General features: G+C 56.9%; 10 protein-coding genes. 2 read left to right on the top strand and 8 right to left on the bottom strand.

Annotated elements, in window-relative coordinates; genetic code table 11:
• Positions 1–996 precede the first annotated feature (996 nt).
• Together NCR40_RS21980 and NCR40_RS21975 are read left to right on the top strand one after the other, a co-directional pair.
• Positions 997–2,742: an ATP-binding protein gene (locus tag NCR40_RS21980; protein ID WP_250510666.1), complete on the top strand. Its 1,746-nt coding sequence runs from the start codon at positions 997–999 to the stop codon at positions 2,740–2,742.
• Between the two features lie 281 nt (positions 2,743–3,023).
• On the top strand, positions 3,024–3,428 hold the full coding sequence (locus NCR40_RS21975) for a response regulator (RefSeq protein WP_250510665.1): 405 nt from the start codon (positions 3,024–3,026) through the stop codon (positions 3,426–3,428).
• Positions 3,429–3,587: 159 nt separating this feature from the next.
• Here NCR40_RS21975 and NCR40_RS21970 read toward each other — a convergent pair whose 3' ends face one another.
• From NCR40_RS21970 to NCR40_RS21935, 8 genes are all read right to left on the bottom strand, one after another.
• Positions 3,588–3,857 (bottom strand): DUF1488 family protein, encoded by a 270-nt coding sequence (locus NCR40_RS21970; protein ID WP_250510664.1) that lies wholly within the window; start codon positions 3,855–3,857, stop codon positions 3,588–3,590.
• A 25-nt stretch (positions 3,858–3,882) separates the two neighbouring features.
• Positions 3,883–4,125: a DUF6723 family protein gene (locus NCR40_RS21965; RefSeq protein WP_250510670.1), complete on the bottom strand. Its 243-nt coding sequence runs from the start codon at positions 4,123–4,125 to the stop codon at positions 3,883–3,885.
• A gap of 280 nt (positions 4,126–4,405) precedes the next feature.
• A complete protein-coding gene (locus tag NCR40_RS21960; RefSeq protein ID WP_250510663.1) occupies positions 4,406–4,789 on the bottom strand; it encodes a hypothetical protein in 384 nt (127 codons plus the stop codon).
• A gap of 260 nt (positions 4,790–5,049) precedes the next feature.
• Positions 5,050–6,576 (bottom strand): hybrid sensor histidine kinase/response regulator, encoded by a 1,527-nt coding sequence (locus tag NCR40_RS21955; protein WP_250510662.1) that lies wholly within the window; start codon positions 6,574–6,576, stop codon positions 5,050–5,052.
• 87 nt (positions 6,577–6,663) lie between these two features.
• A complete protein-coding gene (locus tag NCR40_RS21950; protein ID WP_250510661.1) occupies positions 6,664–7,836 on the bottom strand; it encodes a zinc-dependent alcohol dehydrogenase in 1,173 nt (390 codons plus the stop codon).
• 11 nt (positions 7,837–7,847) lie between these two features.
• Entirely contained in the window at positions 7,848–8,600 is a 753-nt protein-coding gene (locus NCR40_RS21945; RefSeq protein WP_250510660.1) for an SRPBCC family protein, read from the bottom strand.
• A gap of 312 nt (positions 8,601–8,912) precedes the next feature.
• Entirely contained in the window at positions 8,913–9,947 is a 1,035-nt protein-coding gene (locus tag NCR40_RS21940; RefSeq protein WP_250510659.1) for a glycosyltransferase family 4 protein, read from the bottom strand.
• 152 nt (positions 9,948–10,099) lie between these two features.
• Positions 10,100–11,248 (bottom strand): glutathione-independent formaldehyde dehydrogenase, encoded by a 1,149-nt coding sequence (locus NCR40_RS21935; protein WP_250510658.1) that lies wholly within the window; start codon positions 11,246–11,248, stop codon positions 10,100–10,102.
• Positions 11,249–11,689: the final 441 nt, after the last annotated feature.

Genomic DNA, 11,689 nt, shown 5'->3' with positions numbered 1-11,689 from the left:
TGGTTGCGCAACGGCTTGTGGATATGTCCCACCTTTTGGGCGGTCTTACGGCCGTCAGTCGAAACTTCTGTTGAGGTTTTCTGCAGGTCGGAAGGCGCATGACGACCCACAGCAGCCGGTCGTTCAATTGCGAACCTAAGGGCTGGTAGCGGAGCGGACCGGTCATCCAGACCACCGTGTAGAGACAACAGTTCAGTGCGGCCTCCGACTAGCGCCAAGTCGGAGCTTCGAGTGACCCACGCGCAGATGTATCGTGAAACAGCCGGTAATGCTTTAAGTCGAGCGGCGTCTTCAAGCGTCGCTACCCCTTTGACAGCCTTGGACGGGAGACTGGAAACACTCACTGCGTCGCAAAAATGTCGACACAATCTCTGGCCAACTTGCGCCGCCGTATTAAATACCCACATCGATACGCTCGGCTGTGAATTCGACAAAATGCCCTCGGAAATTGATGCGTAGTCCTAACAAGGATGTCGAAGCTAGAACCCGTCCACCCGCTGCAGCAGCTAGTCCGCAAAGTCTGGCGTCTCATAATTGAGGTGACACGCAACAGCGTCGAGGGCGCGCAGCACAAGTAGATTGGTGGCGGCTCAGCCTATTGGTGCCGTGTATGAACCTAGTCGCGCGTCTATGTTGAGGGGCGTCAGGCTCCAGCGGCTCAAACTCCGTGTGATCGGCGAATAGTAGCCAGCGTCGATCAAGAGAACGGTTGGCCTCGTGATGTAGTCTTCTAAATTGGCGATTCGATGCATGCCATATGGATGCGAATAAGTAGCGTTTCCGTAAGTAACATTTATTAGGAGCGCATTTTGGACGATCGATAGCGCTCGCTGCGACCTAGAAAGATTACGGGACGAAGCTGGCACAATTCCGCCTGCATCAGAGATGTCCACGTCGCTGATAAAATCGGGGCCAAACCGTGCAGCGCTGGGCTGGAAACACGTAAGCTTCTTCCGAAAGCGCTGTTCACTTATAATGCATAGAGCAAAGCGAACTATGAACGCCACGACGAAATGGCCCGTGCTGTCACATGGTTGTGAAGGTTGGCAGGGTGAGCTTTCTGCGCGCATTGCTGAATTTGATTGGACGAACACTGCGCTCGGTCCTATCAAAGATTGGTCAAATAGTCTTCAGTCAGCCGTGCGTTTTGTGCTGGCGTCCCCTCTGCCACTCGTGATGCTGTGGGGCGAGCCCGGAACCATGATATATAACGATGCCTACTCTGTTTTTGCTGGCGGCCGGCATCCGTTTTTGCTTGGCAAACCAGTCGAGGAAGGCTGGCCTGAGGTTGCCGATTTTAATCGCAACGTCGTCGACACTTGCCTGAAGGGCGGCACGCTTTCATACAACGACAAACAGCTGACGCTGCACCGGAGTGGCGTGCCAGAAGAGGTTTGGATGGACCTGCATTACAGCCCAGTGGCAGAGGACAACGGTGCTCCGGCGGGCGTTATTTGTATCGTGTTCGAAACCACCGGGAAAGTCCTCGCTGAACGCGAACGGAAGCTCGCTGAGGATAAGTTGCTTCGGCTGACGCAGACGCTCGAAGAGAGAGTCGCTGATGCGGTGTCTGCTCGCGTGCAGGCCGAAGAGAAATTCCGTCAAGTGCAGAAGCTTGAGGCAATTGGAAACCTCACTGGCGGAATCGCCCACGACTTCAACAATGTGTTGCAGATTATCTCGGCAAATGTGCAGTTGTTGAATCGGACGCTCGACGGCGACAGTAAAGTAGCGTCGCGCTTAGAAGTAGTCACCAATGCTGTGAATCGTGGCGCAAAGCTCGCGACGCAAATGCTTGCTTTCGCTCGGAGACAACCGCTTGCTCCGCGAGTCGTCAATCCATCGAAGCTCGTCGAAGTGATGCTGGAGTTGACCGCGCACGCGCTTCCTGAGTCGATTGAAGTCACAACGTCCGTTGATTTGCCAGTGCGCAACATCTACGTAGACAGGAACCAGCTTGAGAACGCCTTACTTAACCTAGTAATCAACTCGCGTGACGCCATCCGAGACGTCGGAAAAATTGTTCTTCAGGTCAGTAACGAAGATGGCGAACGTGCGCTTAAGTCTGGGCCGCCCTTGCCGAAGGGTATGTTCGTCAAGCTCTCCGTCTCAGACAACGGCTGCGGCATGTCAGACACGATTCGCACCCGCATATTCGAACCTTTCTTTTCAACGAAGCCCGAGGGCCAGGGCACGGGGCTAGGGCTAAGCATGGTATTTGGGTTTGTCTCACAAAGCGCTGGATTCATCGATGTCGAGAGTACGGTGGGCAAAGGAACGACCGTGTCGCTATATTTCCCGGCGACCGACGCCCCAGAAGAGGACGTGGCTGTGATTGCAAGTCCTCACGCTCGCGGTGGAGAGACCATTCTGGTTGTAGAGGACGACCCGGATGTCCGTCTGGCCGCGATAGACATGCTCGCGCAGCTTGGCTACAAAGTGCTTTCAGCCCATGACGGTGACTCAGCATTGGCCGTACTCCAGCGATGCTCGCGTATTGACGTTCTGTTCACCGACGTCGTCATGCCCGGTACAATACGAAGCAGCGAGCTGGCGCAACTAGCCAGTCAGCCCCCACACCGCGCCGCCGTCGTCTATGCATCAGGTTACACGCGTGACATTATTTTTCATGAGGGCCGCTTGGACGAGGGCGTCACGTTGCTTAGCAAACCCTATAGCGCAGATGAGCTAGCTCGGACAATTCGCCAGGCTCTTGATTTACGCTCGCCTCTTGCCCGGTAACCGTCGCCCCTTCCTTTTAGATAACATCTCGCTTCGCACATGCCCGCAGGCAACATATACTGCAGTCGGGTGCAGAGCTGTTCTGTGGGTAAAAGTAAACTTGCTGCGCTCAAATGCTGAGATGCCGAATTGCGTCAGCGCACCACCCGCCGCACATGCAGCTCACTTAGCATAAGACTTCGAAGGTTAAGAAAGCATACCTTATGTTTCAGCGCTCAACTACAGCTCGTCGCTGGACCTCGCGCACAGTGTCCGTCACGAGCAGAGCAACGCGCGTGCTTGTGGTCGATGACAACAGCAATGCGGCCGATGCACTCGCCGCCTACCTCGCGTCAGACCAGCAGAAGGTCATCGCGGTGTACGGCGGCGCTGCTGCTATCGCTGCAACATGCGTATGGAAGCCGGACGTGGTGCTGCTGGACATCTCGATGCCTCACATAGACGGATTCGCAGTGGCGAAGGTCATCAGAAGTTCCCATCAAACGTCCTCTGCGATCGTTATTGCCTTGACCGCGCTTGATGAAGCATTCGTCAAAAAGAACTCTAAGGATTTCGATTTCGACGCATATTGCCAGAAAGGCCTGGTCCTTGACTCCTTAACTTCACTTCTCTTAGGCCTGCGCGGCATCTCGGAAAACGAAGACCAGCAACAGCCCGTACGCCTTGTTCCGGTGCAAACAAGATAAGTGACGGTCGACGGTGATGCACCGACTGCAGTGCCTTCTTCCTGCCGCAGCTCCGCAGCGAAGGCTTCGATCCGGCTCCAAAGTACCGAAGGTAAAAACAGCAAATATTGACGTACGCCCTACGGTCAATAAGAGTTACCAAGACCGGACGCTCGGACCTCAATGTCTCCTGAAATCCTTAGCCGTTAGGAGAATTGAGTTGTCGCTGCAAATTGGAGTTTTTCGTTCGGCGACGGCAAAGATGCGAGCGCGACCATCTAGGAAACATCGCAAAATGCGTTGGTCGGCGGCCGAAGGCTCGAGCCAGAAAAACTGTTGCAAGGCTTCGATCTTCATGACGCAGGCGATGGACTGGTTGTTCCTCATCACCGAGAATTCGACTCCGCGCTTGGTCAGGCGAAGTGGAGGTTGATTGATTGGAAGTTCCATTGCTTGTTAAGTCAATCGCCCGGCGCTAGAGCTCAGGGTTCGTAAGATCACCCTCGACAATGCTGCGCCCGATCTGCTGGGCAGCCGAGATCGCGTCGTCCTTGCTTGCGTAGGGGCCAATCGGCAAAGCGCCGTCAAACGGGAACAGCAGTTTTGCGTCTGTTTTGCGGACCACCTTCAACGTCCCGTAAAAGCCACTTGCTCGAGTGCCACGATAGGACGCGTAGATGGCGAAATCGCACTGCGACAAACCAGGCGTCGGTGGCATTGGTTTTGTCGGATAAAGAACTAGCTTTGGTCGTTTCCCAGTCGACATATCAACGTCTCCGGATTCAAACTCTGCCTGTCCCAGGAAGGCAAGTTTTATTCCCATAACAGCGCATAACCGGGACAGGATTCTACGGTAGTCATCGATAGCCCAAGGCCGGCGGCTACCCGTCTGTGACTTGATCGTCGCGTAATGGAGTTTGCGGCTCCATCGCATGACCGACTAACCGAAGCGCCGGCGTGCGCTGTCGCTTCAGATGGAGATTCGCTAATACGAGTGCCTATGTATTGTCATCACCCGCTATGGAAGTGCGAGTCGCGAACCGCTGAATGAGGGCATCAAGGTCATCGGGCGCGCCGACATTGAACTCGAGATTACCGATGGTCAAGCGTACAGTTCGTCCGGCGCGACCTTGCAGCCACGCACATGCAGCTCGTCCCAGTACCGGTCCGATAGGTTGAGCCAGGGGGATAACAAATTCTCCTGTAAACCCGCTGTTGATCACCGCACCGGCCGCTGTCAGTGCGACAGCATTCATTCGGATCCCACTAGCGCGTATCAAGCTAAAAAACCGCTTCAGCTCTAGCTGATAGTTAAAGCCGAAAATTTCATCATCCGTGAGCGAGCGGATTAAGCTTAAGCGAAGCGTAGCAGCGCGCTCCATTGATTGTCTCCAAAATAAGAAGCCGTGTAATTAGTCGTCCAGCCAGCTCCGGCTTCGGTGCGCACAAACACGCAGAGCGTTGTTCGCTTGCGGGGTGGGCATCGCAGGGTAGTTTAAGAGGTGTCCGGGTTAGAAACCTTGCTTTGCATCGATGGCCGCTTGATGCCGGCAATTGTATTGGCCTGCACCGGTTCGGAGAATGACGTCTGAACAAGCGACTGCAACATCTCTCCGTGGCTGCGCTAGGCTGCGAGGAAAACTCAATGCGCTTTATGCTCTGCAAGGAGTCTCTCAAGTTCATGAATAGGCGCAGGCTTGACGAGATGATGCGTAAAGCCGGCTTCGGCTGACAACTTCTGGTCTTCTTTTTGACCGTAACCCGTGTGAGCCACAAATACCGCGCTTCTGGTGCCGGGTAGTACATGAAGCTCACGGGCAAGACTGTAGCCGTCCATGCCCGGCAGCCCGATGTCGAGAATGCAGGTGTCAAAACTTTCCTTGCGAGCGCGCTCTATCGCGCCGGCTCCTTCATGCTCGATCGCTACGTCGTGACCCAAAATGTGGAGCACCGCGCCTAGCGATTCGGCAACGTCCACGTTGTCGTCGACAAGGAGAATTCGCTGTCGCTTGAAACTAGGTTGGCGCGACGTCTCGTCATCCACGACGCGCTTGTCCACGGATCTTGCCGCGACAGCGGGCAACCGGACGACGAACTCGCTACCTCGACCCAGACCTTCGCTTGATGCGGTCACGGTTCCTCTGTGTTGATGCACAAGGTTCTTCACCAAAGCTAGACCGATGCCCAAGCCGCCTTCGCTTCGCGCAGCAGTTTGCTGGCCTTGCTCAAAAAGGTCGAAGGCCCGTCTCAGCAGTTCGGGCTCCATTCCAACACCATTATCCATGACTCGGACGACAACGTTATCCTTGGTGCTCCCGACCTCAACGCTGACGAGCCCGTTCTCGGGTGTGTATTTCGCCGCGTTATTAAGCAAGTTGCCAACAACTTGCACCAAACGAATGTAGTCGCCGCAAACACACGCAGGATCGGCCCCGAAGACAATGTTCAGCTGGTGTCGTTTCTTCGCAAAGGTTGGCCTGACTTGCTCTACAGCGTCATGGACGACCTCCTTCATATCCAACGTGCGCCACTCGAGCGCAACGCGGCCGTGCGTCACGCGTGAGACATCAAGCAAATCGTTCACAAGCGCTGTCACGTGTTTGACTTGACGTGCGATCATCTCGCTTGCTCTGAGCACACGGCCGTCGACCGCCGGGTCCAACGACAGCATTTCAGCACTGGCACCGATTGGCACAAGTGGATTTCGCAGTTCGTGGGCCAGCATCGCAAGGAACTCATCTTTGCGACGGTTGGCGTTTCTTAATGCGTCCTCCGCGACTACTCTGTCGTTAATATCCGTATTGGTTCCGACCCATTTGATGATGATGTTTTCCGCGTTTCGAAGCGGCCTCGCACGGGCGAGTATCCACCGATACTCGCCTGCGGCGTTGCGAGCGCGGAAAATCGCCTCGGAAGGCTCGCCTGTCTCGACAGCGCGTGCCCACTGTCTTCGCGCATCGTCCCTGTCGGCGGGATGAACGAAGCTGACCCAAAGGCCGTCCTCTATCGGTGCTGTGCCGGCGAAAGCCGCGAATTGTTCATTGAAGTAATCGACTGATCCATCCGGGCGCGCGGTCCAAACCATCTGTGGCAAGGCGTCGATAAGCTTCAACTCACCGACGTCTTGTTGGCGAATTGTGTCGCTTGGTAAGAAACTGTCGGGGTTCACGACTCTAGATCCAAACGGTTGCACCCAGGCAAAAAAGCATCGGTGCGTCACCGTGTAAGGGCCTCTCAGGTTTGGTACACGCGGCTTTCATGGCGCGAACACCGCACGCACGCAGCCATCCGTTTTATGCTTGAACATGTCGTAGCCACGTGGCGCCTCTTCAAGCGAGAAGCGATGGGTGGCAAGGTAGGCGGGATTGAGTTCTCCTTTTTGTGCGTGCCCAAGCAACCGGTCCATATAAGCTTGCCCGTGCTGCTGAGCGCTGCGCATCGTCATGCCCTTGTTCATGATGGCGCCCATCGGGAACTTGTCGATCAGTCCGTAGACGCCGAGCACTGACAGTGTGCCGCCTTTACGACAGGCCATGATTGCCTCGCGCAGTGCCTGACCGCGATCTGTCTGCAGGCGCAACGCCTGCTTGACTCGGTCATAGGCATATTGCGGTCCGACGCCATGCGCCTCCATCCCAACTGCGTCGATGCAGGAATCAGGGCCTCGCCCGCCTGTCATTTCCTTAAGCGCATCCACCACGCTGTCGACGCTGGTGTAATCAATCGTCTCGGAGCCGGCGTGCTCGCGGGCCATCTGCAGCCGCTCTGGAAATCGGTCAATCGCGATTACTCGCTCGGCGCCCATCAGCCGCGCGCTTTGTTGTGCCATCAGACCCACGCCGCCGCAACCCCAGACCGCGACCGTATCGCCCGGGCTGATCGCGCAGAAATCCGCGCCCATGTAGCCCGTGGGCGCGGCATCCGAGAGAAACAGGGCCGTCTCGTCGGCAACCCCGTCGGGAACCGTGAAGCAGTCATTGTCGGCAAACGGTACGCGTACGTATTGCGCGTGCGCGCCCGCGTAGCCCCCGAAGGCGTGGGTGTAGCCGTAGATCCCGGCGGTGCTCTGTCCTCCAAACAGCGGCGCCTGGAGCTCAGGCTTGGGATGCGTGTTGTCACACAACGAGTAAAGGGAATGTTGGCAATACCAGCATTGGCCGCACACGATGAATGAAGGAACGACGACGCGCTGGCCCTTTGTCACGCGCTTCACAGCGGGCCCAACCTCTTCGATGACGCCCATGAACTCGTGGCCAATCACGTCGCCAGCCTTCATGGTGGGGATATAACCATCGATGAAGTGGAGGTCCGAGCCGCAAGTTGTCGACAGGCTCACGCGCAGGATCGCGTCGTGCGGGTTCACAATCTCGGGGTCGTTCACTGTGCCGACACGCAGGTCGTTCACGCCGTTCCAGTAGAGTGCTCGCATGTCTTTCCTCCTTAGCGCGTGTCGGGGCGAGCGGCAGGCTGGCGCCCAGTGGTCGGAATCTCACCGGTTTCAATCAGGCTCTTGAAACGCCGCAGTGCCCTGTCAGCGATTAAATCCAGCGGTGTGGTTCCTAGGAGATTGAGTAAAGCCTCACCGACGTCACCACCAGGCGGGTCGAAACGAAAGCGCAGCGTGGCTTCAGTGCCACGGTCGGCCGGGGCGGGGCTCAAGCGGACCGATCCCTCGCTAAAAATGGCGGCGTTGGACGACGAGCGCCAACCGATGCCCTTGCCAGGCAAGTCCACCGTCTCGGTGTCCCATTCGTAGGCGCGGCCGAGCGGACCCCGTACCCTCCAGTGCATGCGGCCGTCTCCAGTCGGGCGCACGCTCGCGAAACCTGCCATGATCTTAGGAAGCGTGCGCGGGTCGAGCCAACAATCGCGAAGCTCGTCGGCAGTCTTGCCAATCGTGATCGAGCGCTCCACTTCCGGCTCGCCGCTGGAAGCGCCGGCCGGCCTGCCGCTGCCCACCTTCACAAGGTCGAGGTGGCCGCTGCGCACCGCGGCCACGCCCGCCAACGCCGTAAGTGCAAGCGCCAAAGCGCCCTTGTTCCGACCGCCGAGCCCGACCACGATCGAGGCAGCGCCCAGCGTCAAAGGAAACCAGCCAAGGCCTTGCGACGACCCACTGGTCGAGGCGGCCGACAAGCTGCGCCCGCTCTGCGATGGTTCACCTTGTTTCGAAGCAAAGTTGCCGTTTGTCATAATCAATCCTCGTTGGCCGGTGGCATGTTACGCGGATTAGTCGATGCGATGCGGCGCAAGCAAGTGTTCGTGATGTTTGCGCCGTTCGAGATGCTCACAGGGCTCGAAAGTCCGCGTTAATGCACATGGAATGACATCTCAACAATATTCGTATAACTAAGTGTAGGTCGTGATCGAGTCGACCGGTCGAGCCCTTTGGGTTATTTCAAAGCGCAAAAACATCATAGTTCGTAATCGAATGACCGGTCCGCTCGGTATGTTCGCCGTCAGCCGCAAACGGCCGCTTATTGCGCGCGAGGGGACCTTCCTGGGTCATATAGGTTGGCTTGCAAGGACATTCTCATAAATCTCCAGATACCTGCGCACCATTCGCGTTGCGGTGAAGCGCTCTTCGAAGGCCTGACGGCAGAGCCGACGGTTCAACTGCGCTATGCGGCCCACGGCATCGACGGCCTCTTCGATGGTGTCAACAATGAATCCGGTTATTCCGTCGTCGATGATTTCGGTAACGGAGCCATTTCGGAAGGCGATGACAGGCGTGCCACAGGCAAGCGCCTCGACCATCACTAGCCCAAATGGCTCAGGCCAGTCGATAGGAAATAGCAACGCGCGCGCATGACCTAGGAAATCGTCCTTTCCCAGCTCGGTGACCTCGCCTTGGAAACTCACCAGTGGGCTGCAAAACAGCTCTCTTATCGATTGCTCGAAATAGGCTTGATCAGCGCGATCGACCTTGGCTGCAATGACGAGTGGTACGTTGGCGCGGCGCGCGATCTCGACTGCCCGGTCGGGACGTTTTTCCGTCGCAATCCGGCCAAGAAAGGCCAGATAGTCGCCCGGCTGATCGCGGAATGTGTATAGATCGCGGGGCAGCCCGTGGTAGACGGTGGCCTGCCAGTTCAACCAAGGCAAGGGCCAACGTTGTGCGTCGGAGATCGACATCACCGGAATGTCCGCAAACTCCTGGTAAAGCTGCTCGAGACCAGGCGTGTCCAGCCGCCCGTGCAAGGTGGTGAGGTGAGGGCAAGCCAGACGGCGGGAAAATGGGAAGTGTAAATAGTCGACATGATAGTGAATCAAGTCGAAATCGGGCGATTGGCGCACCACCTGTTCCAACATTGCGAAGTGCCAAGCTTGCCGATCGGTCGTATCTTCAATGAGACGCAGTGCGCACGGGCAAGAGGCGATCAGACGCGCGCGGGTGGTCGAGTCTGCGCTAGCGAAAAGCGTGACGTCATGCCCAAGCTGGACAAGTTCCTCCGTCAGATACGAGACGACCCGCTCGGTGCCTCCATACGCCTTTGGTGGGACGCTTTCGTAAAGTGTCGAAACCTGAGCTATTCGCATGACTGAGCCTCGCTTGCCGCCTCCGCCCGTTGCCGTGATGAGCACAGGTGGAAGTGTCAAGGTAATGCGCGCACCTCGAAGCAATTCAATTACCAGTCGAACATATCGCCGACCTTATGGACGGAATGTGTCGTGTCCCGCTGGCTGCTCTGTTACGTATTAGGGTGAAGGACCACCTTGGTCCAGCCGTGGTTGCGCACGTCAAAGTTGGCATAGGCCTCAGGTGCTTCGTCCAGCCCCAGCTCGTGCGAAACAATAAACGAAGGTTTTGCGCGACCCGCGTAAATCAGGTCCCGCAACTGGCGGTTGTAGGCCTTAACGTTGCATTGACCGGTGGCGATGTGCTGACCCTTGAACCAGCACTTGCCCCAGTCGAACGCAATCTTCCCCTTTTTCTCTAGTTCGTCCTGTGCGTGTGGGTCTTCCGGCACGAACACGCCCACGACGCCAATCCCACCGGTGAACTTCACCGACGAGACCAGATTGTTCATGGTGAGATTGGGTCGCTCCTTGCGCTTTGGCGCGGGATCATGGCACTGGTAGCCGACGCATTCGCATCCCACGTCTGCGCCCATTCCGTGCGTCAGGTCCATCACCCGCTGCACCGGGTCGTCTTTCGAGTAGTCGATCGCAATTGCGCCGATCGATTCGGCTAGTTTCAATCGGTCGGGATGGCAGTCGACCACCATCACGCTGCAGGCGCCCTTGATCATTGCCGAATGGGCCGCCATCAGCCCAACAGGTCCCGAGCCATAGATGACCACAGCGTCGCCGGGCCGCATCCCGGCTAGTTCAGTTGCGTGCCAGCCGGTCGGGAAGATGTCCGCACACATCACATAGTCAACTTGCTTCTCCTGCGCGTCCGGCGGAAGCTTCAAGGCCATGAAGTCCGCCCAAGGCACTCGCAGATACTCGGCCTGTCCACCTTGCCACGGCCCCATGTCCGCAAAGCCAAAAGCACCGCCGGCAATGCCGGGTTGGTTTGCACTCAGACAAAAGGCGGTAAGTCCACGCTCACAGTTCTTGCAGTGTCCGCAACTGATATTGAACGGAAGACAGACCCAGTCTCCAGGCTTGAGGCGCTCAACCGCCGCTCCCACTTCCAGCACCACGCCCAGGTTCTCGTGACCAAATATTCGGCCCTGTTCGAAGTCGGTCCGGCCCTCGTACATGTGAAGATCAGAGCCACAGATGTTGGTGCTTGTGATTTTGACGATGGCGTCGGTGGGACGCTCGATCTTAGGCTCTGGCACGTCTTCAACTGCCACTTGTTGAGGTCCACGATAGACAACAGCTTTCATGACCCAGCTCCTATAGTTTCGCCAGCAAACGCTAGCGGCGGTGAACGCGATGCGGCAATAGCCGCCGCCGACGCGCCGGTGTCCTGCCGTCAGGCAGCTCGCCCCTAGAACCGTATGTCCTTCAGACGAGGATAGGACAAAACTTCTACATCCTTCGGTTGAAATTGTCTATTCGACTCCCGCGCTGGTTGCAAACCTTCATGGAAACTTGATGCGACAGGCGGTGAAGGCTGCCTCCATTCCGCTGGATCTGACGCTATGCTGATTTAAGTCGTTAAGGAACACAGGGTGCCTTGAGGAAGACGTTTCATGTTGACGGATGTTCATGCTGAAGGCTTTTCCTTCTCTGTCGAGTAAGCGCAACTGCCTTCGCCAAGCACAGTAACGGAAGTACGCCTGAAGATGGAAATTAAACGGCAACGCGAAACAATACCAAGGCAC

Origin of the sequence: Caballeronia sp. GACF4, assembly GCF_023631025.1 — a bacterium.
Taxonomy (GTDB): Bacteria; Pseudomonadota; Gammaproteobacteria; order Burkholderiales; family Burkholderiaceae; genus Caballeronia.
The sequence above is the reverse complement of the archived record's forward strand: the minus strand, read 5'-3'. Positions and strand labels throughout refer to the sequence as shown.